Below are 24,908 nucleotides of genomic sequence, written 5' to 3' on the forward strand. Positions count from 1 at the left end.
CTAGCGCCGATCGCCCGGCAGCATTACCTTGTCGGGCGTCATCGGCGTACTGCGCACCCGGCGGCCAGTCGCATGAAAGATGGCATTGCTGACGGCCGCCGCCACGCCGACCTGTCCTATTTCCCCCACGCCTTTTGCGCCGATACTGCTGACGATACGGTCGTCCTCATCCACAAAAATAACGTCGATATCGTGGATGTCGGCATTGACCGGCACGTGGTATTCGCTCAGGTTATGATTCATGAAGCGGCCCAGACGAAGATCGTCGTGGGATTCCTCGTGCAAGGCCTGGCTGATGCCCCACACAACGCCACCCACAATCTGGCTGCGCGCCGCCTTGGCGTTGATGATACGACCAGCTGCAACGGCACTGACCACCCGCGTCACCCGTACGGTGCCAAATTGCTCGTCCACACGCACCTCACAGAAGACGGCGCTGTGCGTGGCGCGCTGGAACTTGCGCTTTTTTAAAGCCGCAGGAATCAACATGTATTTGTCTTCGATGCTGGTCATTGCATTGCCTTGCAGCAGCGCCGTCAACGATATCGCCTGGGCTGGATTCGCGAGCAGGCGGATCGTGCCGGCCGAAAACTCCACCTGCTTGAAATGGGCCTTGGCCAGCGGCGAGTCCGGCATCGCCTTGGCCATGCGGAACAAGCACCACTTCAGTTTGTCGCACACACCTTGCACCGCGGAGCCGACGGTCGCCACATGGGAAGAGCCGCCCTCCACGGGCGCCACCGGCAGGGTCGAGTCGCCCAGCTGGAAGCGCACTTGTTCCAGCGGCAGACCAAGTGCCGCACTGGCGATCATTGCCATTGCCGTATAAGTGCCGGTGCCGATATCGCTGGCCGCGCTGCTGACCACCAGACTGCCGTCCGCATGCAGCACGGCATGCGCCCGCGCAAACATTTGCAATGCGTCCCACATACCAGTTGCCATGCCCCAGCCGACCAGCTCATTGCCGACGCGCATCGAACGCGGCGCAGGTGAACGCATGGCCCAGCCGAAACGCTCCGCGGCTTGCGCGTAGCAGTCGCGCAAGGCCTTGCTGGAATACGGCAAACCGCTGGACGGATCCGTCTCGGCATAATTTTTCAAGCGCAGGGCTAGCGGGTCCATCTGCAGCTCGTAGGCCAGCTCGTCCATGGCAACTTCAAGGGCATGCACGCCGTGCGCCGCGCCGGGCGCGCGCATATCGATGGGTGTAAAACGGTCGAGTTCGACGATATGATAGCCAAGTCGAATATTGTCGCAGGCGTACAACTGACCGGACCAGTTGACCACGGTCTCGACAAATTCTTCATTCTGCGACGTTTCAGCGACAGCCTCATGAATGATGGCGCGCAAGGTGCCGTCCGCATCCGCGCCCAGACGCACCCGCTGCAACGTTTCTGGGCGATGGCCGAAGGTGAACATTTGCTGGCGCGACAGCACCACACGGACCGGGCGCTGCAAATGCAAGGCCGCCATCACCGCCAGCGGCAATTGATATTGCGGCCGCAGACCCGCACCAAAGGCGCCGCCCACATACGGATTGCGCACTGTCACCTTGTCCTTTGGCAGCCCAAAAACATGGGACACGTACCAGCGGCTGTTCTGTGCGCTTTGCGTCTTGTCGTAAATCGTCAGATGCCCATCGGGACCTGGAATGACGGTGCTGGCAAACAGCTCCATTGGATTGTGATGCTCCACCCCGGCGTAGTAGTCACCCTGGATCTTGCGCGGCGCATCGTCCCATGCCTGGTCAGCATTACCTTTTGGTGCCGGCGGTGGTGAATAGCCCGGGCGCTTCTTTTTCGGTTCGTGACTGCGCGCCAGGTTGGCACGCAAGTTCGTATCGTGCGCGGCGCTGTCGTAACGCACTTCGACCAGGCTGGCGGCATGGCGCGCGGCTTCAAATGTGTCCGCGACGACCAGGGCGACGGGCTGACCGTGGCTGAGGATTCTATCGTCACGCAAAGGTTTGAACGGTGCGCCACCCGGCGCGGTCATATCTTTGTAAAACAGATTGAGCGCGCTGATGGCGGGCCGGTTCATGTGCGTCAGCACGGCATGCACACCCGGCACTGCGAGCGCCGCTGCGTCATCAATGGCCGCAATACGTCCCTTGGTAATGGTGGCGCTGACCACCACGCCGAACAGCAAGCCGTCAGCGGGGAATTCCGCCGCATACCTTGCTGCGCCGGTGACTTTGTCGCGTCCATCCACGCGCGACACCGCCATGCCAATAGCAACCTGGCCAGTGCCCGGTTCGGCTGCCGGCGTGCGCAGGGCATCGATCAACTGGCTCATGTCAGCCCTCCCGCTTGCATTAGCGCGCGCACCACGGCGCGATGCGCCATGGGAATCTTGAAGTCATTGCCGCCCTGCCCGACCGCTTCGGCCAGGATGAGGTCCGCGGCCGCACTGAACAAGGCCGGGCTTGCGGCCTGTCCTGCCAGAACTTGCTCCGCCGCAGGCACGCGCCATGGCTTGTGCGCCACGCCGCCCAGGGCGATGCGCGCTTCGCGCACAGTGCCATCGTCGGCCAGGTCGAGCATGGCCGCGACGGACACCAGCGCAAACGCGTAGGAAGCCCGATCGCGAAATTTCAGATAGACCGAGCGCGCCGCAAACTGCGGGGCAGGCGGCAAGGCAATATGGGTAATCAGTTCACCGGGGGCAAGCGTCGTGTCCTGCTCGGGCTGGTCGCCAGGCAGCCGATGAAAATCGGCAAAGGCAATGACGCGCTCACCGTCTGCACCACTGACATGCACGCGCGCTTCAAGCGCCGCCAGCGCCACGCACATATCCGATGGATGCGTGGCGATGCAATGGCGACTGGCGCCGAGAATGGCGTGCTGGCGCGTGACCCCGCCAATGGCCGCGCAGCCGCTGCCCGGATTGCGCTTGTTGCACGCGAGGTCGACATCGTAAAAATAGTGGCAGCGCGTACGCTGCAGCAAATTGCCGCCATTGCTGGCCATGTTGCGGATCTGGGGCGAGGCGCCTGCCAGAATCGCCTGCGACAGCAAAGGATACTCGGTCCGCACGCGGGGGTGATAAGCGGTATCGGCATTGCGCATCAACGCGCCAAGCAGCACACCGCCATCGGGCCCATCTTCCACCTGTGCCAGCGCAAGCTGATTCAGGTCGACCAAGGTACCCGGCTGCGTAACCCGCTCCTTCATCAGGTCAATCAAATTGGTGCCGCCGGCAATCGGCATGCACCCCGCGCCTGCACTCGCGCCCAAGGCGCTGGGCAAGTCGGCGGGAAATTCATAGCGCAGCGGATTCATGCGGGCACCGTGCCGGGCGCATAGTGCCGGTCCGAATCATCTTCGTCTTCCGGCAGGCCCATCACTTCACTGACGGCCGCCACAATCTGCGGATAGGCGCCACAGCGGCAAATGTTCCCGCTCATCAGCTCGCGAATCTCGGCCACGCTGCCAGCCTCGCCTTCCGCGATCAAGCCAACTGCCGAGCACAACTGCCCGGGCGTGCAATAGCCGCATTGGAAGGCGTCGTGATGGATAAATGCTTGCTGCAGCGGATGCAAGCTTTCCCCCTGCGCCAGCCCTTCCACAGTGGTGATGTTTTTTCCGTTCTGCATCACGCCCAGGGTCAGGCAGGCATTGATGCGCTTTCCTTCGACCAAAACCGTGCAAGCGCCGCATTGCCCGTGGTCGCAGCCCTTCTTGGTGCCCGTCAGGCCAAGGCGGTCTCTGAGCAGATCAAGCAGGGAAACCCAGGCCGGCAGCGCCAGCTGATGCGCCTGCCCATTGACAACAATGCGGATCGGGTAAGTTGGTATCTCGGCAGATGCGCCCATGGATGACTTTCAGAAGGTGGTGCCGGAAGAGTAATTACAAACGCCATTTCTGACTGTGCGCTCGCGAACTTATAAATACGGCTTCACAACCAATGGCACGAACGGCAAGGCGGCGTTCACGACCGTCAAGCTCAGCCTGGTCGATATCAAGGGCGGCAGCCACGAAATAGCGCTTGATCAGATCTAGGCGGCGGGCGCCGTGGAATACGCTACACTTTGTGATCCAACAAGGAGCCCGACCATGCGACGTGTCTTAGTAGCCCTGGCCTTCCTGGCCGCCAGCCCTGTATTTGCAGCCCCGCAAGATCACCCTGCCCTGCACCAATTGTTTGCGGACGAGTGGGAGCGTGGTCTGCGTGACAGTCCCGAAAATGCCAGCTACCAGGGCGATGCCCGCTTCAATGACCGCTGGTCGGACATGAGCCTGCAAGCCATCGCCAAGCGCGATGCCGCGGACCGCGACGCGCTTGCTCGCCTGCACAAGATTGATCGCAAGACGCTGTCCAAAATCGACAAGCTCAACTACGACACCTTCGAGTGGCAGCTCAAGCAGTCCGTGGCCCGCCAGCGCTTCCACGAATACTTGCAGCCCATTGGCATGTCGGGCGGCGTGCAGACACTGGACGGCATGGTCGAAGTCCTGCCCTTCAGTACAGAAAAAGATTACAAGGATTGGCTTGTGCGTCTGGCTGCGCTGCCGGCGCTGATCGATCAGAACATTATTTTGATGCAGCAAGGGATCAAGGAAGGCATCATGCCGCCGGCCGTCCTGATGCAGCGCGTCAGCAAGCAGATCGCGCGCCAGGCTGGCGCCAAGCCGCTCGAAAGCGCTTTCTACAAGCCCTTCACCAAGATGCCGGACAGCTTGAGCGAAGCACAAAAATCAGCGTTGCGCAGCCAGGCCGGCAGGGTGATTGGCGAGCAGGTCGTGCCTGCCTACGCACGCCTGTCGAAGTTTTTCGACAGCACTTATTTGCCCAAGTCGCGCAATACCATTGCCGCCTCTGCCCTGCCCAATGGCAAGGCTTATTATGACTTGCTCGCTTCTTACTACACGACAACCGACCTGAGCGCAGACGCGATTCACGCCACCGGTCTGGCGGAAGTGGCGCGCATCCGCGCCCGCATGGAAGAGGTGAAAAACGAAACCGGCTTCAAAGGCACGCTGGAGCAATTCTTTACCTTCCTGCGCAGCGACCCGCAGTTCTTCCACAAGAACGGCGCCGACTTGCTGCTGTCGTACCAGGCAATGAGCAAGCGCATCGATCCAGAACTGGTCAAGGTGTTTTCTGTCTTGCCGCGCCTGACCTACGGCGTGCGCGCCATTCCAGACAACATCGCGCCGGACACCACCACCGCCTATTACCAGCCAGCAGCGGCGGACGGCACCCGCGCCGGCTTCTACTACGTCAATCTGTACAAGCCGGAAGTACGTCCCACCTGGGAAATGCTGGCACTGACACTGCACGAAGCCGTACCTGGCCACCATTTCCAGTTTGCCCGCGGCCTGGAACTGGACGCCTTGCCAATGTTCCGCAAAACCGCCTATTTCGTTGCCTACGGTGAGGGCTGGGGCCTGTATGCCGAGCAACTGGGTTACGACATGGGACTGTACGACAACCCATACGACAAGTTTGGCCAGCTGACCTACGAAATGTGGCGTGCCGTGCGCCTGGTGGTCGATACCGGCATGCACGCAAAAGGCTGGAGCCGGCAGCAAGCCATCGATTACTTCAAGGCCAATGCGCCAAAAACCGAGCAGGACATCGTCAATGAGATCGACCGCTACATCGGCTGGCCTGGCCAGGCACTGGCCTACAAAATCGGCCAGCTGAAGATTTCGGAACTGCGCAAACGCGCCAGCACGGCCCTGGGCCCGCGCTTTGACTTGCGTGCCTTCCACGATGAAATTCTGGGCACCGGCTCCATTCCGCTGGGCGCGCTGGAGACCCACATCGACGCGTGGATTGCCCGCCAACGTGCCAAGTAAGCGGCACGCGCGCGCCATACATACATTGCTGTTGCTGAGGGCGCTTGCCAAACAAATCAGCACAGCAATGCGGTTTGCTACTAAAATATGAGCAATTCAAATCACGACATGCTTATTTGTCAATGAATCGCAACCTGTTCCTTCGTGTCCTGTTATCGCTTCTGCTGCTCGTCTCGCAGCAGTCGGCGATGAGTCACGCCGTGTCCCATTGGACCGGCAGTGCGGACCAGACGGCGCAAGTGCAGGTCAGCGGCAACAGCAGCACGTCGAACAATACCGCCGACGATGCTGGCTGTGTTCAATGTTTAACGTATGCACAAATGGCGTCGGCCATCGGCAGCCCAAGCTATCTGCTGCCAGCGCTGGACACCGCCGCCGTGCATCAGATTGCTGCCATTCCCACGACTGACTGTGTTCGTACAGTCTGCGTCTTCCAGTCCCGCGCCCCGCCTCTAGTCTGACAACGCTCGCTCCTTGATCAGGCCAGCATGCGCGCACGCGCCATGCATGGTTTGGTCGGTTCCGCTATTTGTCTGAGGTAATCCATGTTTTCACGACGCACACATGTTGTTGCGGCGATCCCGGCCATCAACCGGCGCGTTATCCGCCGCTTGCTGCTCGCTTTTGTGCTGCTATGGTCGCAGCACGCTGCGTTCGCCCACGCAGTCACCCATTTTTCGCCCGTGCAGCGCACGGCGACAAAAGCGTTGCTCCAGGACCTCGGCTGTGCCGACTGCCTGGCGCACGCACAGTTTTCCTCCGCGCTCGCCAGTCCCTCACGGGAACTGGCGGCAACGAATCCCGTGCCGCTGGCCGTACTGACGCCAGCAACACAAACCCGCTGCCTCTCCACCGTGTGCGTATTCCAGTCGCGCGCGCCACCTCAATATTGACAGCGTCACCCACACCAAAGTTCGCATGCACGCCTGGCGTCGTCTGAACTGTTTCGCACGTCACTATTGATTGTTTGAGGTTTCCATGAATTTCCAACGCACGCTGCTTGCCAGCGCCATCCTGTCTGTCATCGCACCTTTGTCCCATGCGGAAAGCGCCGATGAACCCATTGCCAAAGTGGTGGTCACGGCTTCCCCGTTCAAAAACACCGAGGGCGACCAGATCCTGACACCGGCCAAAATTTTGTCGGGCGACGAGTTGCGCGACAAGGTCGGCAGTTCGCTGGGCGAAACGTTGTCGCAGGAACTCGGTGTTTCCGCCTCTGCATTTGGCGCTGGCGCATCCCGGCCCATCATTCGCGGTCTGGAAGGCGCCCGCGTCAAGATGCTCGAAAACGGCATGGCCGTCAGCGACGTATCCGGCTTGTCAAATGACCATGCCGTCGCTGCCGAAGGCGCCATTGCGCAGCAGATCGAAATTCTGCGCGGGCCTGCCGCACTGCTGTATGGCTCGGGCGCAATCGGCGGCCTGGTCAACGTCGTTAATGAACGCATTCCCACCGCGCTGGAACCGAAGCCAATTGGTCAGGTCGAAGCACGTTACAGCAGCGTGGACAAAGGCCGCGGCGCATCCGGCACCGCCGACGCCGCCTTTGGCCATATTGCCGTGCACGTGGACGCCAATGTGCGCGACACCGACGACTACAAGATCCCCGACAACCGCGTGCTGGGCGATCCCGCTTCCGCCAGCGGCCGCCTGCCCCATTCCGATACCCGTCAGCGCAGCGGCGGTTTCGGCGGCGCCTTGATTGAAGACTGGGGCCACTTCGGCGCGTCGGTGTCGACGCTGAAAAATCTGTACGGCATCCCCAGTGACGAAGGTTCCAAGATTGATCAGAAGCAGACCCGCTACGACATCGACAACCTGATCAACACCCCGTTTGCCGGCTTTGAAACCTTCAAGTTCAAGCTCGGCTACACAGATTATGAGCATGCCGAACTGGGTGCAGACAATGCCCCCGAAGTCCTGTTCAAGAATCGCTCGCTGGAATCGCGCTGGGAACTGACGCACAAGCCACTAGCCGGCTGGCACGGCACCTTCGGCATGCAAACCGAAAACACCCACTTCTCCGCACTGAGCGCGGAAGGCGGACCGGACACTGTGCCAGTGACCCATTCCACTTCCACCGCGGGTTTCCTGGTAGAAGAAACCGACATCGGCGTGGTGCGTGTGAACGCCGGCGCGCGTCTGGAATCGGTCAAGCGGGAGCCCGTCACCGGCCAGGACCGCAGCTTCCACCTGGGTTCGTACTCGCTGGGCGGCCAGTGGCCGTTCATGCCAGGCTACGCCTTTGGCGTGACCGCTTCGGTCGCCCAGCGCGCGCCGGCCACGGAAGAACTGTATTCCTCCGGCCCGCACGATGCGACCGTGACTTTTGACGTCGGCAATCCCGACTTCAAAAAGGAAACCTCGCGCAATATCGAGCTGACGTTGCAGAAGAACAGCGGCCTGGTTCAGTGGAAATTGAACCTGTTCCAGAACAACGTGAAGGACTTCATTTACGGCCACATCACCGGCAACCTGGTGGACGAAGAAGGCAACCCGGGCGACGAACTGCGTCAGCGCATCTTCGAACAAGCCGATGCCAAGCTGCATGGGGCAGAAGCAGAGCTGACCTTCAATCACACCGGCCAGGGCTGGTCCGGCCGCGTCTTCGGCGACACCTCGCGCGGCTCGCTCGACAGCGGCGGCAACTTGCCGTTGCAGCCTGCGACGCGCTTTGGCGCCAGCGTGGGTTACCGTCAAGGTGAATTGCGCGCCGGCCTGTCGCTGATACACGCGCTGGAACAAGATCGTCTTGCCTCCTTTGAAAATACCAGCACGCCGTCGTACAACCAGCTCAACGCCAACCTGGCTTTCACCACGCATGCAGGCGAAACCGACCTGACCTGGTTCTTGATTGCGAAGAACTTGCTTAACGAAGACATCCGCGCATCGACCTCGGTGCTCAAGGACATTTCGCCACTGCCAGGCCGTAACCTGGTGTTTGGCGTGCGCGCTAAGTTCTAATCCGTCTGCTCTCCCGTTTGCCCTGCGCCGAGTGATCGCCGCAGGGCTTTTTTACGTCCGGCAACGCTGCGCACGCTTTTGACTTGCGTGACTAAAATAAATGCGTCGGCGACATTGCCGCAGCAAAAAGGAGAACGCCATGACCCAAAACGAGCAGAAAGCCAACCCAACGATTCCCACCCATCCGGCGGACCCGGCAGTAAAAGGCGAGCAGGCAAAAGTTGTCGGCAAACCTGGCGCCGTGCATGACAAGGACTACAACGATCCGCCACCACAGGGCGCCGCTAAATCGACTGGCAAGGCGCTGGACGAGGTTGGCGGTGCGGGCCTGGGCAAGCCACCTGGCCAATAGCCCTAAGAGGAATACGGCAATTCCTCAAGCAATTATCAATATGATAAAGTTGCCTTCATATTTACGCGCATTTCAATTGGAGGCAGCATGTCGTTCCCATTCAAGATTCACCAGGTCGCCGGCAGCGAAGCACTCGCCGAATTCAGCGCATTGCAAAAGGCCGGCGGCGGCCATCCCGTCATCCTGGGCGATGCCGACAGTTTCGACCGCATCAAGGAAGCGTACGAAGGCAATGCCGACCAATCTGCGGAAGAATTGATCGCGGTGGCACGCACGATCGATCCTGCCAACTGGTTCGTCCAACGGCAGGCGGAGGACCCCGAATATTATGATATGGAAGAAGACGAATGGCCGGGGGAGGAATCTGCCAACGACCATGGCCTGTCTTCGCACCGTGACGTGTTAACCGGCCAGCCCTATCCGGTGGTGAACATTGCTGTCATTCCCGCGCCCTATGTGTGGATGGTGCCGTGCTATTTGCGCATCGGTGGCTGGAACGAATGCCCGGACGCACCCGTGCACGCGGCCCTGTTTAAATACTGGGGTGAGAAATACGGCGCCACTGTGGCCTGCGTCACCAGTGATGTGATCGAGATGCAGGTCACCAAGCCGCCCACATCCAAGGAAGCGGCACTCGAGCTGGCCAAAGAGCAGTATCTGTACTGCCCCGACATTGTGGATCAGGGGACCGAATCGATTGAAGCGCTGGCCGCGGGGCTGATCGATTCGAAGGTGTGGTTCTTCTGGTGGGATTAAGCGTCCGTCAATCGCTGCAACGCTGGATCACCCTTCAATGCCAGCGGCATCGCCCGCGCCCAGCGATTGGCCGACAATGAAAACGTCAACGCCCGCACCTGGTGATACCAGCCCGCGGGCACGTACAGCATGTCACCAGCATTGACGATACATTCAATCGTCGTTGCCTGCCGGGCCAGCGGAAACTTCTCGTAATCCGGCGCTTCCGGGTCGAACGGTGAGCCGAACAAAATCGCATTCGCTTCGCTGGGATACAAGAATGCATCGTGATGCGGCGGTGCCAGGAAGATGCGCTTGGTGCCCCAGATCTGCGCGAAGATATTGTCGTCATAATCGCAGTGCAATGGCGTGACCGTGCCCGACGGCCCCAGCCAGAAACGCGGCGGCCCCATTTTGTCAAAGTACGTCGGCCAGTGGCACAGGCTGTTCAATTCGCGCAATTCCAGATTCCCCAGATACGGCGGCAAATCATGCTCGCCGGTCTCGACCAGCTCGAGATATTCAAGCATTGACATATCCTGCATCGCCCGGTCAGGGGCGAATGCGGTGTTGATGTAGTCGCCTACCCGGGCCCGCACGTGCAGGTGGGAATAACGTTCACGTAAGGCTTGCGGCGTCAATGCGCAGAGCGGCCAGCCCTTTGCCATGCCACTGATAATAAACGGCAGCCCTTGCGCCGCACGCGCGCGAAACGTCGCCGCATCGATGCGGCCAATCCGGGGCACGGCCGTCATCGCCGGCAGCGAACGCGCCGCTTGCTTGATGGCTTCCCGCATTGCTTCGATCGACGTCACCCCGCGCACCAGTGCGTCGCGTTGATCACGCGCGATTTTTTTGGCGATCACATCTTCGGGCGAGATCGGACGTGAGGCCGCCAAAGGCGGTAGCGTACTGCCTGCCGGTGGCGGGTTGGATGGATTCTTCTTCAGCGACATACACTAACTTCATTGAATTGAGTTGCAAGCATATACCACGGGCGCAGCCCTTGCAGATTTTACGCGGCGTTTACCAAGGGCCGCCGTCTTTTTAGAAAATCTTTACGTGGCAATCGATAAGCTGGATGAATCGATTTTTCGATTTTGACAGCCGGGCCAGCGCCCCTTATCCCACCATCAATTCAAGAGCCCACCAATGAACAAGACCATCCTTGCCATCATCACCTTCGCGGTGCTGGCAACCAAGCACGCCCACGCGGACGAAAACAACACAGCGCACGCCTTCAGTGCGAATGCCGCCATCTCGTCGGATTACCGCTATCGTGGCATCTCGCAAACACGTCTGCGGCCGGCCTTGTCGGGCGGCGTCGACTACAACAACGCAAGCAGCGGTGTCTATGCTGGCGCTTGGGCGTCAAGCATCACCTGGACCAAAGATGCCGGCGGTGGTGGACAGGTCGAACTGGACCTGTATGCAGGTCAGCGCGGCAAACTGGGCGGCGCGATCAGCTACGACATTGGTGCGCTGACGTATATCTATCCTTCCAACGGCTTGCAACATGTCGCCGGCTTTGCCGGTGCCGACACCACCGAAATATACGGCCAGCTTGGCTACGGTGTGGCCTATCTCAAATACGCGCACGCCGTGACGAATCTGTTCGGCTTTATCGACAGCAAAAACAGCAGCTACATCGACCTGGGTGCGAACATCGATATGACCTCCACCACTGTGCTCAATTTACACGCCGGTCTTCAAAACGTCGAACACAACCCAACAGCCAGCTACCGCGACTGGAAGATCGGGCTGACGCACGACTTGGGTTTTGCCTCCGCCACCCTGGCGCTGGTCGGCACCAATGCGAACAAAACCGCGTACGCATCTCCGATTAACGGCAAATTTACAGGCAAGCGCGCCCTGGTACTTGGCCTGGGAAAGACCTTCTGAAGCAAGGCCTGTTTACACACGTTTACGGCTTGTTTACAGCGAAGCGCCAAGTCTTTACGAAATTTTTAGTTCGTATTGGCTAAGCTTGATTTCATCAAACATCGCATAAAAAGAGGGTGGTATGGACATCATTTTCATTGGCGGGCTATTGCTCGCCGCGGGGCTGAGCATGGCATTGGCCAAAGGCTGCGCCAAACTCGGAGGCGAGCAATGAGCCTCTTTTACTTCATTGGCGCCACTGCAGCCGCCGCGCTGCTCGTGTATTTGCTTGTCGCCCTCCTCAAAGCGGAGCAATTGTAATGAGCGCCCAATCGATCCTGTTACTCACCGTATTCATGGGCACACTGCTACTGGCCGCCTATCCGCTTGGCATTCTGGTCGCACATATCGGCGCCAACAAATCCGTGCCTGGTTTCGGCTGGCTGCAAGGCCTGGAAAAAATGCTCTACCGCGCCGCCGGCATCGACCCAAGCCACGGCATGGGTTGGCAAGCCTATGCCACCGCGCTGCTGGTCTTTAATGGCTTCGGCGCGCTGTTCGTGTACGGCATTCAGCGACTGCAAGACCGACTGCCTTTCAATCCCCAGGCCTTGCCCGCTGTATCACCCGATTCTGCCTTTAACACGGCCGTCAGTTTCGTCAGCAATACCAACTGGCAAGGCTACAGCGGCGAGCAAACCATGAGCTACCTGAGCCAGATGCTGGCCCTGACTGGCCAGAACTTCTTCTCGGCAGCCACGGGCATTGCCGTTGCCTTTGCGCTGATCCGCGGCTTCAGTTCGCGCTCGGTCAAGTCGATCGGCAACTTCTGGGTCGATCTGACCCGTTCCACCTTGTACTTGCTGCTGCCGCTATCGCTGCTGTTCGCGGTATTTTTGACCGGGCAAGGCGTGGTGCAAACCTTTGTATCATCGCAGGAAGTCACGCTGATTGATCCCGTGACCTACACGCAAGCCGTCCTCACTGCCGATGGCAAGCCCGTACTGGACGCCAAAGGCGCCGCTGTGACTGAGACCCTGGTGGCCACAAAGCAAACCATCGCCGTCGGGCCCGTCGCCTCGCAGGAAGCGATCAAAATGCTGGGCACCAACGGTGGCGGCTTCTTCAACGCCAATTCGGCCCATCCTTTCGAGAACCCGAATGCGCTGGTCAATTTCATGCAAATGCTGGCCATCTTCCTGATTCCCGCAGCGCTGTGCTTTGCCTTTGGGCGCATGGTCGGCGACCTGCGTCAGGGCTGGGCCGTGCTGGGCGCGATGAGCCTGATCTTTGTCGCGGCCACGGCGGTGGTGATGGTGGCCGAGCAGCAAGCACACCCTGGCCTGGCAGCCATGGGCGTGGACCAGGCCGCCAGCGCCTGGCAAGCGGGCGGCAACATGGAGGGCAAGGAAACCCGCTTTGGTATCAGCGCTTCTGCCTTGTTCGCGGCCGTCACTACCGCGGCTTCCTGCGGCGCAGTCAATGCCATGCACGACGCCTTCACACCGCTGGGCGGGATGATGCCGATGATACTGATGCAACTCGGTGAAGTGGTGTTTGGCGGCGTTGGCTCCGGTCTGTACGGCATGCTGGTATTTGCCATCCTGGCTGTCTTCATTGCCGGCCTGATGATCGGGCGCACTCCGGAATATCTGGGCAAAAAAATCCAGGCCTATGAAATGAAGATGGTGTCGCTGGCGATCCTGGCAACCCCGATTCTGGCCTTGTCCGGTACGGCGCTTGCGGTCGTATTGAACCCCGGTACGAGCGGCATGGCCAATCCCGGCGCCCATGGTTTCTCCGAGGTGTTGTATGCCTTCAGCTCGGCGGCCAACAACAATGGCAGCGCTTTCGCAGGCTTGTCCGCCAACACGCCGTTCTACAACAGCCTGCTCGCAATGGCCATGTGGTTCGGCCGCTTTGCCGTGATCGTGCCGGTGCTGGCCGTCGCCGGTTCCCTCGCGGGCAAACAAAGACTGGAAGCAAATGCCGGCACCATGCCGACCCACGGCGGCATGTTCATCGGACTGCTGATCGGTGTGGTCGTGCTGGTTGGCGTGCTCAATTACGTGCCCGCACTGGCATTGGGCCCCGTGATCGAGCATCTGCAGCTGTTCGCCAACTAACCGAAGATCCAGGAGTCCACGATGTCTGAAACAAATACGTCACGCAGCAAGCTGACGCTGTTCGATCCCGCCCTGATCGTGCCCGCCGTCGCTCACGCGTTCAGGAAATTATCGCCCCGCACGCAACTGCGCAGCCCGGTCATGTTCGTGGTCTATGTCGGCAGCATCATCACGACCCTGCTCTACCTGCAAGCCCAGTTTGGGCAGGGCGAAGCGCCCGCCGGCTTCATTCTGGCCACCGCGATCTGGCTGTGGTTCACGGTCTTGTTTGCCAACTTTGCCGAAGCACTGGCCGAAGGCCGCAGCAAGGCCCAGGCGGCATCGCTGCGCAGTCTCAAGCAAACCGTCATGGCCAAAAAATTGGCCGCGCCCCAGCACGGCACCAGCTGGTTACCCGCCCAGGCAAGCGACTTGCGCAAGGGCCATTACCTGTTGGTCGAAGCGGGCGACGTGATTCCGATTGATGCCGAAGTCATGGAAGGTGTGGCCTCGGTCGATGAAAGCGCCATCACCGGTGAATCGGCGCCCGTGATCCGCGAGTCCGGCGGCGACTTCAATACCGTGACTGGCGGCACGCGCATTCTTTCTGACTGGCTGGTGCTGCGCGTGTCGGTTGATCCCGGGCAAACCTTCCTCGACCGCATGATTGCCATGGTCGAAGGCGCGCGCCGCCAAAAGACGCCCAACGAAATTGCCCTCACCATTTTGCTGGTGGCCTTGACCATCGTCTTTCTTGTGGTGACGGTGACGCTGCTGCCGTTCTCCTGGTACGCCGTGGACGCCGCCGGCGTTGGCACGCCCGTCACCATCACAGTGCTGATTGCCTTGCTCGTGTGCCTGATTCCCACCACCATCGGGGGCTTGCTGTCGGCCATAGGCGTGGCCGGCATGAGTCGCATGATGCAGGCCAATGTGATTGCCACTTCCGGCCGTGCAGTGGAAGCGGCAGGCGACGTCGATGTCCTGTTGCTCGACAAGACAGGCACTATCACCCTGGGCAACCGCCAGGCCTCGCGCTTTGTGCCGGCCCCAGGGGTGACAGAACAGCAACTGGCCGATTCGGCGCAGCTCGCTTCGCTGGCGGACGAGACGCCCGAGGGCCGCAGCATTGCCGTGCTGGCCAAGCAGCGCTTCAATATCCGCGAACGCGAAATGGCCGGCCTTGCGCTGCAGTTCGTGCCGTTCACGGCGCAAACCCGCATGAGTGGCATCGACCTTGGCGACCGAGCAGTGCGCAAGGGCGCTGCCGATTCGGTGCGCAAGTATGTGATCGCCCTCGGCAAGGTGTTTCCATCCGAAGTAGGCCAGGTCGTCGATAAGGTGGCAAGGGCGGGCAGTACGCCGCTGGTGGTGGTCGACGCTGGCCGCGTCATGGGCGTGGTGGAACTGAAGGATATCGTCAAGGGTGGCATCAAGGAACGCTTTGCCGAATTGCGGCGCATGGGCATCAAAACGGTCATGATTACCGGCGATAACAAGCTGACCGCCGCTGCGATTGCGGCTGAGGCCGGCGTTGACGATTTCCTCGCCGAAGCCACCCCCGAAGACAAGCTGGCCTTGATTCGCAGTTACCAGGCCGAGGGGCGCCTGGTCGCCATGACAGGTGACGGCACCAATGATGCGCCGGCGCTGGCCCAGGCCGACGTGGCCGTGGCAATGAATTCAGGCACCCAGGCTGCCAAGGAGGCGGGCAATATGGTCGACCTGGATTCCAATCCCACCAAGCTGCTCGAGATCGTGGAAATCGGCAAGCAGATGCTGATGACCCGCGGCTCGCTGACCACGTTTTCGATTTCGAATGATATCGCCAAGTACTTCGCCATTATTCCTGCTGCGTTTGTGGGCACTTACCCCCAGCTCGAGGCGCTCGACGTCATGCACTTGAGCAGCCCGGCCTCGGCCATCATGGCGGCGCTGATCTTCAATGCCTTGATCATTGTGGTGCTCATTCCATTGGCACTCAAAGGCGTGCAATACCGCGCGATTGGTGCCGCCGCGCTGCTGCGCCGCAACCTGTTGCTGTATGGCCTGGGCGGCATCCTGCTGCCCTTTGCCGGCATCAAACTGATCGACATGCTGCTGACCGCGCTCCACCTTGTCTAAACTGCCCCAAAGGACCATCATGATTTCCACGTTCCGCCCTGCGCTGGTGCTGTTCGGTGCGCTGACGCTGCTTTGCTGCGGCATTTATCCTGCTGCCGTGACCGGCATTGCCCAGGCCGCCTTTGCCGCGCCCGCCAATGGCAGCCTGATCACACGTCAGGGCGTGCCAGTCGGTTCCCGCCTGATCGGCCAGTCGTTCAGCGCACCCCAGTTTTTCTGGGGGCGCCCATCGGCCACCAGCCCCATGCCCAATAACGCCAGCGCCTCCAGCGGCGCCAATCAAGGGCCGACCAATCCGGCGCTGCTGGCGGCGGTACAGGGCCGCATTGCCGCGCTCAAAGCAGTTGATCCCGATAATCGCGCGCCCATTCCCGTCGACCTGGTCACCACGTCGGCCAGCGGTCTTGATCCGGACATCAGTGTTGCCGGGGCGATGTATCAGGCTGGCCGCGTGGCCAGGGTGCGCCAACTGGCCTTGGCGGACGTACTGACGCTCGTAAAAGAACACACCGAGCCACAATATTTCGGCTTTTTTGGCGAGGCCAGGGTGAACGTACTGGCGCTGAATCTGGCGCTGGAAGCGAAAACTGCGCATACTCGCTAATATCATGACCACACGGCAATTACATGCTTGCGCCTGAGGGCAAGCGCCCCGATCCCGACGCCCTGCTTGCGCAGATGGAAGCGCAACAGCGGCTGGCCGGGCGCGGCCGCCTGCGCGTCTACTTCGGCGCCTCGGCCGGGGTTGGCAAGACATACGCCATGCTGGCAGCGGCGCGCAAACTGCACGCCGATGGGGTATTTGTGCTGGCAGGTGTGGTCGAAACCCATGGCCGCAGTGAGACCGCTGCCCTGCTGGACGGTCTGCCGCAGCTGCCGCTCAGACCGGTGGCCTACCGTGGCAAAACGCTGTCCGAGTTCGATCTGGATGCGGCGCTGGCGCGCCAGCCTGCCCTGATTCTGATGGATGAACTGGCCCATACCAATGCGCCCGGTTCGCGCCACCCCAAGCGCTGGCAGGACGTCGAAGAGTTGCTGGAACGCGGCATCGACGTGTTTACCACCGTGAACGTGCAGCACCTCGACAGTTTGAACGACGTGGTGGGCGGCATCACGGGCATCCGGGTTGCCGAAACCGTGCCTGACACCGTGTTCGACGGCGCGGCGGAAGTGGTGCTGGTCGACTTGCCCGCCGACGAATTGCTGGCGCGTTTAAAAAGCGGCAAGGTATACCAGCCGCAGCAGGCAGCGCACGCCTCGCTGCATTTTTTCCGCAAAGGCAATCTGATCGCCTTGCGCGAATTGGCCTTGCGCCGTACTGCCGACCGGATCGAAGACGATGTCCGCGCCTACCGCGTCGAGCAATCGATTGACACGCTGTGGAAGACCGGCGCCGCACTGCTGGCCCTGGTGGGACCGCGGACCGACTGCGAACACGTGGTGCGCAACACGGCGCGCCTGGCCAGCCAGCTGGGCACCGGCTGGCATGCCATCTATATTGAAACGCCAGCCCTGCAACGCCTGCCCGCAGCGCGGCGCGAGCAAATTCTGCGCACCTTGAAGCTGGCGCAAGACTTGGGCGCCAGCACTGCCGTGCTTGCCGCCAACGACATCGCGCAGGCAGCGATCGACTATGCACGCAGCCACAATCTGTCGCGCATCACCATGGGACGCGGGCACCGTACCTGGCCGTGGCGGCATCCGCATATTCGCGCACTGGCGCTGCATGCGCCGGACATTGACCTGATCGAGTTTGGCGATGCCGCGTACAGCACGGCAACAGGCAAGCCAGGCGCGCCGGGCCTGGGCGAGCAGTTCAATCGGTCTAACCATCGGCACCGTTGGGCTTACCTGTGGGCCGCCGTCGCCAGCGTGGCGACGGCGCTCATGACCACTCCCCTGCAGCCCTATCTTGACCTGCCGAATATCGCCATGCTGTTTCTGCTGGTGGTGGTACTGGTGGCCGTGCGCTTCGGCCGCGGGCCGTCCGTGCTTGCCACATGCTTATGCGTGGCAAGCTTTGACTTCTTTTTTGTGTCACCGCGCTTTTCCTTTGCCGTCAGCGATGTGCAATACATTGTCACCTTTGGCGTGATGCTGGTGGTCGGTCTGATCACCGGGCACTTGACGGCCGGCCTGCGTTTCCAGGCGCGGGTTGCGGCGCAACGCGAGCGGCGCGCGCGCGCCCTGTATGAATTTGCGCGTGAACTGTCCGGCGCCTTGCAGACCGAACAAATCGTCGACACGACCCGCAACGTTGTGGGCAGCGCCTTCCGGGCACGGCTCACGCTGCTGGTGCCCGATGCGCACGGGCGGCTACACCAGCCATCCACCAGCGTCGTGTCCGGGCCGGGTGCGCCGATTGTGCCCGATCTGGGCATTGCGCAGTGGGCCTTCGAACGGGCCGAAGCAGCCGGATTGGGCACCGACACGCTGCCGGCCAGCCGCATTTACTATCTGCCACTGGTTGCGCCCATGCGCACCAGGGGCGTGCTGGCCATTGAACCAGAGACGCGCCACTGGATTCTGATTCCGGAACAGCGCCAGCAGCTCGACACCTTCGCGGCCCTGGCAGCCATTGCCCTTGAGCGTGTGCACTACATCGAAGTGGCACAGGGCGCGCTGGTCAACATGGAGTCCGAGCGCTTGCGCAATTCCTTGCTGGCGGCGTTGTCGCACGACTTGCGCACACCGCTGACGTCCCTGGTAGGACTGTCCGAATCGCTGGCCGCATCGCAGCCGCCACTGACTGCGCCACAGCTGGATCTGGCCCATAGCTTGCACGACGAGTCGCTGCGCATGAGCGCGCTGGTCGCCAATTTGCTGGACATGGCACGCATTCAGAGTGGGCAGATTCAGTTCAAGCTGCAATGGCAGGCACTGGAAGAAGTGGTGGGGACCGCATTGCGGATCAGTGCTGGCGCGCTGGCAGGGCACCACGTGCGCACCCACCTGCCGCCCGATCTGCCACTGCTGCAATTTGACGCGACGCTATTTGAACGGGTGCTCTGCAACCTGCTGGAGAATGCCGCAAAATACACCCCGCCGGGCTCGACAATCAGCATCGCCGTCGGCCTGTCCTCGACAATGGCAACCGTCACCGTGAGCGACGACGGGCCGGGATTGCCGCCAGGCGACCCGGATGCCTTGTTCGAGAAATTTGCGCGCGGCGAACGTGAGTCGGCCAAGCCTGGCGTCGGGCTGGGTCTGGCCATTTGCCGCGCGATTGTCGACGCCCACGGCGGCCGGATCGAGGCGCAGCGCCTGCCCCAGGGCGGCGCCGCCTTTATCGTCGCACTCCCATTGGGAACGCCGCCCGTCATACCCGAGCTCGAACACACGCGAATGGATCCTGCTGATGAATGACCCCGCGCCAATTGCCCTGCTGATCGAGGACGAGCCGCAGATCCGCCGCTTTGTGCGCAGCGCCCTCGAGGCGGAAGGCTGGCAGGTGCACGAGGCCGTCACACTGCAGCGCGGGCTGATTGAAGCGGGTACGCGCAAGCCCGACATGATCATTCTCGACCTGGGATTACCTGACGGGGACGGCATCGATTTTATTCGCGACGTACGCAAATGGTCGGGGGTACCAATCATTGTGCTATCGGCCCGCGTCAACGAGAGCGACAAGATCAGCACCCTCGACGCCGGCGCCGACGATTACCTGACCAAGCCGTTCGGCACGGGCGAGTTGCTGGCCCGCGTGCGCGCGACCTTGCGGCGTCATCGAAAAGACAGCAGCAACGCGGACGGCCAGCTGCATTTTGGTGACGTGGCAGTGAATCTGAAAGACCGCCGCGTGACCAAGGGCGGGCAAAAGGTGCACCTGACACCCACGGAGTTTCGCTTGCTGGCCGTGATGGTGGCCAATATGGGCAAGGTCGTTACCAATCCCCATCTGCTCAATGCTGTCTGGGGCCCTTCCAACAGCGAGAACGGGCACTACCTGCGAATTTACATGGGCCATTTGCGCCACAAGCTGGAAGACGATCCCACCCAGCCACAGTATCTGCTGACCGAGACTGCGGTTGGGTACCGGCTGCAGCCGGACGCCTGACGGCGCGCCTTATCGCAGCGCCGGCTTCATCATCTCGGCCGCGTCTGCATTCCGCGCATCGCTAACGGTACGCGCTTCCAGCGACAAGAAACCGCCAATGGTCGCCTGCACCATGCTCTCCACAATTTGGTCGTGACTCAAGCGATTATCCCTGAGCAGAAACTCCACGGTCGGATCACAGGCGCGCGAATACAGGGTGTACACCAGCACATCATCCGGCACCAGAGGATTGAGAGCGCCTTGCGCGCGCGCCGCAGCCACCAGCTGATAGAAGCGCTTGTTGACACGCAACGCCACCGCAACGTAATCGAGATTGAGCATCAGGTTGCGCTGCAAGGTGCGGCTGGTGGACGGCAGGTGCGGCACCCCGCCCTGCAGGCGCAGGCGCAAGGACCAGGCAAGAATGCGCTGAATCTTTTCGATTGCCGGCAGCGCGTCCGGGTACGCCTCCAGCTCGGCCATCGTCAATTTCAACAGGCGGACCATGGCGGCACCAGCGAGTTTCTCTTTCGATGAAAAGTGCTTGTACAGGCTGCCCTTGGCAATACCCACCCGATCGGCCACGTCATCCATGGTCATCAGATCGAAGCCTTTTTCGGACAAAAGCGTATTGACAGCATCGATGATCGCTTCTTCACGTGCGTCAAATTGCTGTTTTTTAAAGGGAATTCGAATTTCCATAACGTTTTTGCACTTCTGTAAACTATGTAGTATATTTCGTGACTCGTTAGTCACGAAATGCATTGGTCAGTCAATTGTAGCTCGTGCGAGTGTTTCCCGGCGCCATTAACGTGGCATTTTTTCTAATAAGTAGCGCTACCGCAACGCACTATCGCTTAATCAGGAGAAATAACATGCAAATTAGAAACTTTATAAAAGTAAGCCTGGCCGCCATCGCAATGATTGCCACCTTAGCTGCGTGCGGCGGCGATGATGATCCTGTCGTTCCTCAGCCAAATATCGCCGACGTCGCCAAAGCGCAAGGGTTCAATGCCTTGCTCGCAGCCGTCACCAAGGCCGGGATCGGCAGCACCTTCACCAACGCCAACGCCCAACTGACCGTATTCGCACCGACCGACGCCGCCTTCACCGACCTGGCCAAAAAACTCGGCTTTGCCGACGCGACTGCCATGGTAAACGCCCTGCCCGCGAGCGCCCTGCAAAGCATTTTGACATACCACGTCCTGGGTTCGAAAAAGCTGGCAGCCGACCTGATCGCCGGCGGCGCAACCCAGGACACGGCATACACCTTCGCCAATGCCCCGGCAAAACTGCGCTTTGATTTTACCAACGGCGTCAAGATCACCGATGCCGCGCTGACAGTCGCCACCGTTGTCACCGCCAACGTGCCAGCCAGTAATGGCGTGATTCACGCCGTCGACAAAGTATTGGTGCCGCCAGGCGTGCTGAACATTGTGCAGATGGCCCAGGTCAATCCACAATTCACTTCGCTCGTGAGCGCCGTCGTTGCTGCCAACCTGCAAGGAACACTGAGCGGCACCGGTCCGTTCACCGTGTTTGCGCCCACCAACGCCGCCTTCGCCGCCGCGCCGCAGAACCTGACCATTCCACAGCTGACCACGGTGCTGACTTACCACGTGCTGGGCAGCCAGGTCTTGTCGACGCAAATCCCGTTTGGCACACCAGTGGCCACCGTTGCCGGTCAGAACATCACCATCAATACCGGCACGCCACCCACGATCAAGGACACCACCTCGGTGGCCGCCAAAATCGTCGCTGTTGATGTGCGCGCCAGCAACGGGGTGATTCACGTGATTGATAAAGTGCTGATCCCGGCTTTGTAATCGGAAACGATGCGGCAGGCGCCGGCAGGCGCCCCGCATCGACGCCACCAGGCCTCGGTGGCGCCATCACATTGAAGAGCTCGCTAGAGTTGCATCTCCAACGAATGCAATTGCACAGGAGTCCCTTCAGATGAACATCCTCAGCCTGCTCTCTTCCGCCCTGATTGGCGCCGTGGCCAGCGCCCGCTCCATGACCCCGATGGCCACCATCGCCACCGCACGCTTCATCGGCCGCCAGACCAGCGGCCGATTGATGCTGCTGGACCGGCCCGTCTTCAAATATGGCGCCATGGCCATGGGCGTCGGTGAATTGTTCGGCGACAAAATGAAGACCGCGCCGGACCGCACGGTATTCCTGGGCTTGCTCGCCCGCGTGATGAGCGCAGGGATTGCCGGCGCTGCACTGGCACCCCAGGGACGCGAACGCGCCGGCGCTGCTGTTGCCGTCGCGACCGCCGTGCCACTGGCTTACGTCACACTCGCGGGGCGCAAGCGCGCCATGGAAAGCATGGGGCAAACCAGAAGCGGACTGATTGAAGACTTGCTTGTCGTTGCGGCAGGCGTGGCCATCGTGGCGCTGGCCACGCGCCAGGAAAACGCGGCAACGCTCAGCCAACTTTCGCACCATACGCTATAGTGGACCGATCCATCGATTTCTACCTACCGAAAAAGAGCACGCAATGAAAAAAGAAACCGCAATCCTCGCAGGCGGATGTTTCTGGGGCATGCAAGATTTGCTGCGCAAAATGCCAGGCATCATTTCCACGCGCGTAGGCTACACCGGCGGCGACGTGGCCAATGCAACGTACAAAAATCATGGCACCCATGCCGAAGCCATTGAACTGGTGTTCGATCCAGACACCATCAGCTTCCGCAGGCTGCTTGAATTTTTCTTCCAGATTCACGATCCAAGCACAGTCAACCGACAGGGCAACGATCTGGGCACCAGCTACCGCTCTGCCATTTACACCACCAGCGAAGCCCAGCGTGTGACGGCACTGGAAACGATCGAAGACGTTGACGCTTCCGGTTTATGGCCAGGCAAGGTGGTCACTGAGGTGGTGCCCTCCGGCCCGTTTTGGGAAGCAGAAGAGAACCATCAGGATTACCTGGTCAAGCATCCGCAAGGCTACACCTGCCATTTCATTCGCAAGGACTGGCACTTGCCGTCGAAAGCGCGCGCCTGAGGCACCTCATTCAGATGGCCGCGATGGCGTCCCCGGCACGGCGAAATGCTGCCATGCGCGGCGCAGCTGCGTATCGGAGCTGAATCCGGCAGCGGCAGCCGCCGCCGTGACGCTGTCGCCCGAAGCGAGCGCCGTCTGCGCCACGGCCAGGCGGATCCGCCGCAAATACTGTAACGGCGCAATCTGCGCATATTCCAGAAACAAGCGCGTCAGATGGCGCGGCGAGGTATGCGCCACTGCCGCCATACCGGGAACCGACCAATCCGATTGCGGCGACTGGCTGACCGCATCTTGCACGCGGTGCAGCGCCGGATGCACATGGTTGCGGTATGCAAGAAACGGCGACAATTCCGGATCGTGCGGGCCGCGCCGCAACGCCACCACCATGGTCTGCGCCACCTGCGCTGCCAGCGCCGGCCCGCAAATGGCTTCGATGCGGTGAAGAATCAAGTCAATCCCGGTCGTCACGCCGGCGCTGCTGTAGACCGGACTGTCTTCCACGAACACGCGATTACGAACCACCTCGCACGCAGGGGCGACGCTCTGGAGCTCATCGAGGTGATGGTGATGGGTGGTCACGCGCCGCCCGGCCAGCAGGCCGGCATGCGCGGCCAGCACGGTACCTGCGCAGATGGTCAGCAGTTCAAGCTGGCCCGAGGCCAGACGCAATGGCCGCAGCCAGTTGAGCAAGGTGCGGTTATCGGGCGTATCGACAGGCACAGGCGTGTGCATCTGCCCCACCAGCACGACCCAGCTGGGGCGTGCAGCTAGTGTTGCGGGTAACATTTCCAGCTCGGCCAGACGGACCCCGACCGAGCTGACCGAATCCGCGCGCGGGGCGCAAAAGCGCAAGGCAAACGGTTCTGGTTTTCCCTGTTTCGCCATCAAGGCATTGGCAATACGCAGCGCCTCGGCCGGACCGGCCCAATCCAGGATCAGGCTGCCCGGCAGCAGCAGAAACAGCACGTCGATCATGCGCCGCGCGCCAAAGCTTGCTCGACCGTGCACAAGGTGGCAAAGCGCCCGCTCAGCACCGTGGCTGTGCGCGCCTTGATCGCGGCTGCGCTCAAGGGGCTCCCATCGGGTTGTGCCATATCGTAAGTGTGGGTGGCGTCGGTCACGTAATCGATGCTCCAGCCCAGGTCGGACGCATGGCGGGTTGTCGTCTCGCAGCACTGTTCGGTGCGGATGCCGCTGATGATCAGGCGGCCGATGCCTTGTTCAGTCAGCCAGACATCGAGCCCGGTACCGACCAGCGCACTATGGCGGCGCTTGTAATACGTGGCGGCAGGGCTGAAAGCGCGCAGCCCCTGGATCGGCACGACCATGCCCGATTCGCGGGCGAATGGATTATCTGCTTGGGCGGGGCCGTCCGAATGCAGCACGCGCACGATGGGAATGCCGCGTTCCTCGCAGCCCGCGATCAAGGCGTTTTGGTGTTCCAGATAGGCAGCGCTGTCGCGCTCCGAGGAGAACGGCATGTGGCGGAAGGATTCCTGAGCATCGATCACAATCAGACAGGTTTTCATGAGGCATTTCCTTTTCAGGTGAAGTATAAGGCCTCTATGATGACTGGCAAAGTGCAATGGCGCCGCTCGCAGGCGGACCAGTTTCGATCATTTCAGGACATCGTGAACCAGATATTGCCTAAGCATCGGAGGAAGCGTGCGGCGCCCCGAAATGGGCCTGGAACCGCCGGTGCGCAGCATCCATGATTTCGTCGAAAGCGAGCTCGAACGACTCGAGCATATCGCGCCTGCGTGCGCCATCCGCGACAACGTTGCACCCGCGCTCAATAGCGTGTTTCGAAACACCTTGCGCACGGCCTGGACACCCTGACCCGGCTTGCCTGAAGTGCGTCCAGCCGCGCCGGCAACTCGCTCAGCAAGGCAGC

The 24,908-nt window shown here is 60.9% G+C and carries 26 protein-coding genes; 19 read left to right on the forward strand and 7 right to left on the reverse strand.

Annotated elements, in window-relative coordinates; genetic code table 11:
* The 3 genes from BUC24_RS16590 to BUC24_RS16600 are packed head-to-tail and all read right to left on the reverse strand — an operon-like array spanning nucleotide 1 to nucleotide 3,814.
* Nucleotides 1-2,295 carry a xanthine dehydrogenase family protein molybdopterin-binding subunit gene (locus tag BUC24_RS16590; RefSeq protein WP_073218541.1) on the reverse strand — a complete coding sequence of 765 codons (2,295 nt, stop codon included), beginning with the start codon at nucleotides 2,293-2,295 and terminating at the stop codon, nucleotides 1-3.
* A complete protein-coding gene (locus BUC24_RS16595) occupies nucleotides 2,292-3,281 on the reverse strand; it encodes an FAD binding domain-containing protein (RefSeq protein ID WP_073218544.1) in 990 nt (329 codons plus the stop codon). Before BUC24_RS16595 ends, BUC24_RS16590 begins: the two co-directional genes overlap by 4 nt.
* A complete protein-coding gene (locus tag BUC24_RS16600; RefSeq protein ID WP_073218547.1) occupies nucleotides 3,278-3,814 on the reverse strand; it encodes a (2Fe-2S)-binding protein in 537 nt (178 codons plus the stop codon). The genes BUC24_RS16595 and BUC24_RS16600 overlap by 4 nt, the downstream gene beginning before the upstream one ends.
* Before the next feature lie 55 nt (nucleotides 3,815-3,869).
* Here BUC24_RS16600 and BUC24_RS27470 point away from each other — a divergent pair, with 55 nt between their 5' ends.
* The 7 genes from BUC24_RS27470 to BUC24_RS16625 all read left to right on the forward strand — a co-directional run bounded on the left by BUC24_RS27470 (nucleotide 3,870) and on the right by BUC24_RS16625 (nucleotide 9,876).
* On the forward strand, nucleotides 3,870-4,001 hold the full coding sequence (locus BUC24_RS27470) for a hypothetical protein (RefSeq protein WP_267873480.1): 132 nt from the start codon (nucleotides 3,870-3,872) through the stop codon (nucleotides 3,999-4,001).
* 54 nt (nucleotides 4,002-4,055) lie between these two features.
* The gene (locus BUC24_RS16605; protein WP_073218549.1) at nucleotides 4,056-5,804 is read left to right on the forward strand and encodes a DUF885 domain-containing protein; all 1,749 of its coding nucleotides are present in this window, start codon (nucleotides 4,056-4,058) and stop codon (nucleotides 5,802-5,804) included.
* Nucleotides 5,805-6,004: 200 nt separating this feature from the next.
* Complete coding sequence (locus BUC24_RS16610) at nucleotides 6,005-6,265, forward strand: hypothetical protein (RefSeq protein ID WP_143167551.1); 261 nt, start codon at nucleotides 6,005-6,007, stop codon at nucleotides 6,263-6,265.
* An 84-nt stretch (nucleotides 6,266-6,349) separates the two neighbouring features.
* Nucleotides 6,350-6,697, forward strand: a complete 348-nt coding sequence (locus tag BUC24_RS26685) for a hypothetical protein (RefSeq protein WP_143167552.1) — start codon at nucleotides 6,350-6,352, stop codon at nucleotides 6,695-6,697.
* A gap of 85 nt (nucleotides 6,698-6,782) precedes the next feature.
* Nucleotides 6,783-8,768: a TonB-dependent receptor gene (locus BUC24_RS16615; protein WP_073218555.1), complete on the forward strand. Its 1,986-nt coding sequence runs from the start codon at nucleotides 6,783-6,785 to the stop codon at nucleotides 8,766-8,768.
* A 139-nt stretch (nucleotides 8,769-8,907) separates the two neighbouring features.
* On the forward strand, nucleotides 8,908-9,120 hold the full coding sequence (locus BUC24_RS16620; protein WP_073218558.1) for a hypothetical protein: 213 nt from the start codon (nucleotides 8,908-8,910) through the stop codon (nucleotides 9,118-9,120).
* An 87-nt stretch (nucleotides 9,121-9,207) separates the two neighbouring features.
* Nucleotides 9,208-9,876: a DUF4253 domain-containing protein gene (locus BUC24_RS16625; RefSeq protein ID WP_073218560.1), complete on the forward strand. Its 669-nt coding sequence runs from the start codon at nucleotides 9,208-9,210 to the stop codon at nucleotides 9,874-9,876.
* Here BUC24_RS16625 and BUC24_RS16630 read toward each other — a convergent pair.
* Nucleotides 9,873-10,811, reverse strand: a complete 939-nt coding sequence (locus tag BUC24_RS16630) for a cupin-like domain-containing protein (protein WP_073218563.1) — start codon at nucleotides 10,809-10,811, stop codon at nucleotides 9,873-9,875. The genes BUC24_RS16625 and BUC24_RS16630 overlap by 4 nt on opposite strands.
* A gap of 196 nt (nucleotides 10,812-11,007) precedes the next feature.
* On the opposite strand from BUC24_RS16630, the gene BUC24_RS16635 reads away from it, so the two are divergent.
* From BUC24_RS16635 to kdpE, 8 genes are all read left to right on the forward strand, one after another.
* Entirely contained in the window at nucleotides 11,008-11,757 is a 750-nt protein-coding gene (locus BUC24_RS16635) for a TorF family putative porin (RefSeq protein WP_073218566.1), read from the forward strand.
* Between the two features lie 121 nt (nucleotides 11,758-11,878).
* A complete protein-coding gene (locus BUC24_RS27115; protein WP_218606512.1) occupies nucleotides 11,879-11,971 on the forward strand; it encodes a potassium ABC transporter ATPase in 93 nt (30 codons plus the stop codon).
* Nucleotides 11,968-12,057, forward strand: coding sequence for a potassium-transporting ATPase subunit F (locus BUC24_RS16640; RefSeq protein ID WP_073218569.1), 90 nt, complete (start codon nucleotides 11,968-11,970; stop codon nucleotides 12,055-12,057). The genes BUC24_RS27115 and BUC24_RS16640 overlap by 4 nt, the downstream gene beginning before the upstream one ends.
* Complete coding sequence (gene kdpA / locus BUC24_RS16645) at nucleotides 12,057-13,862, forward strand: potassium-transporting ATPase subunit KdpA (RefSeq protein ID WP_073218570.1); 1,806 nt, start codon at nucleotides 12,057-12,059, stop codon at nucleotides 13,860-13,862. The genes BUC24_RS16640 and kdpA overlap by 1 nt, the downstream gene beginning before the upstream one ends.
* Before the next feature lie 21 nt (nucleotides 13,863-13,883).
* Entirely contained in the window at nucleotides 13,884-15,965 is a 2,082-nt protein-coding gene (kdpB, locus tag BUC24_RS16650; RefSeq protein WP_073218573.1) for a potassium-transporting ATPase subunit KdpB, read from the forward strand.
* A gap of 19 nt (nucleotides 15,966-15,984) precedes the next feature.
* Complete coding sequence (gene kdpC, locus BUC24_RS16655) at nucleotides 15,985-16,569, forward strand: potassium-transporting ATPase subunit KdpC (RefSeq protein WP_073218576.1); 585 nt, start codon at nucleotides 15,985-15,987, stop codon at nucleotides 16,567-16,569.
* 23 nt (nucleotides 16,570-16,592) lie between these two features.
* Entirely contained in the window at nucleotides 16,593-19,331 is a 2,739-nt protein-coding gene (locus tag BUC24_RS16660) for a DUF4118 domain-containing protein (protein WP_073218579.1), read from the forward strand.
* A complete protein-coding gene (gene kdpE, locus BUC24_RS16665) occupies nucleotides 19,324-20,022 on the forward strand; it encodes a two-component system response regulator KdpE (protein WP_073218583.1) in 699 nt (232 codons plus the stop codon). The genes BUC24_RS16660 and kdpE overlap by 8 nt, the downstream gene beginning before the upstream one ends.
* Nucleotides 20,023-20,031: 9 nt before the next feature.
* On the opposite strand, the gene BUC24_RS16670 is transcribed toward kdpE, so the two are convergent.
* Nucleotides 20,032-20,766, reverse strand: a complete 735-nt coding sequence (locus BUC24_RS16670) for a TetR/AcrR family transcriptional regulator (protein WP_083598957.1) — start codon at nucleotides 20,764-20,766, stop codon at nucleotides 20,032-20,034.
* Nucleotides 20,767-20,876: 110 nt separating this feature from the next.
* Here BUC24_RS16670 and BUC24_RS16675 point away from each other — a divergent pair, with 110 nt between their 5' ends.
* From BUC24_RS16675 to msrA, 3 genes are all read left to right on the forward strand, one after another.
* Entirely contained in the window at nucleotides 20,877-21,827 is a 951-nt protein-coding gene (locus BUC24_RS16675) for a fasciclin domain-containing protein (RefSeq protein WP_229448254.1), read from the forward strand.
* 130 nt (nucleotides 21,828-21,957) lie between these two features.
* Complete coding sequence (locus tag BUC24_RS16680; protein ID WP_073218591.1) at nucleotides 21,958-22,464, forward strand: hypothetical protein; 507 nt, start codon at nucleotides 21,958-21,960, stop codon at nucleotides 22,462-22,464.
* Between the two features lie 43 nt (nucleotides 22,465-22,507).
* The gene (gene msrA, locus BUC24_RS16685; protein WP_073218594.1) at nucleotides 22,508-23,014 is read left to right on the forward strand and encodes a peptide-methionine (S)-S-oxide reductase MsrA; all 507 of its coding nucleotides are present in this window, start codon (nucleotides 22,508-22,510) and stop codon (nucleotides 23,012-23,014) included.
* Between the two features lie 6 nt (nucleotides 23,015-23,020).
* Here msrA and BUC24_RS16690 read toward each other — a convergent pair whose 3' ends face one another.
* Complete coding sequence (locus BUC24_RS16690; protein WP_073218597.1) at nucleotides 23,021-23,989, reverse strand: GlxA family transcriptional regulator; 969 nt, start codon at nucleotides 23,987-23,989, stop codon at nucleotides 23,021-23,023.
* Nucleotides 23,986-24,543, reverse strand: coding sequence for an isochorismatase family protein (locus BUC24_RS16695; protein WP_073218600.1), 558 nt, complete (start codon nucleotides 24,541-24,543; stop codon nucleotides 23,986-23,988). Before BUC24_RS16695 ends, BUC24_RS16690 begins: the two co-directional genes overlap by 4 nt.
* A 136-nt stretch (nucleotides 24,544-24,679) precedes the next feature.
* Between BUC24_RS16695 and BUC24_RS26990 the strand changes: the two genes are divergently transcribed.
* On the forward strand, nucleotides 24,680-24,853 hold the full coding sequence (locus BUC24_RS26990; protein ID WP_178372558.1) for a hypothetical protein: 174 nt from the start codon (nucleotides 24,680-24,682) through the stop codon (nucleotides 24,851-24,853).
* Nucleotides 24,854-24,908 lie beyond the last annotated feature (55 nt).

The organism is Massilia sp. CF038 (assembly GCF_900129765.1).
Lineage (GTDB): Bacteria > Pseudomonadota > Gammaproteobacteria > Burkholderiales > Burkholderiaceae_D > Telluria_A.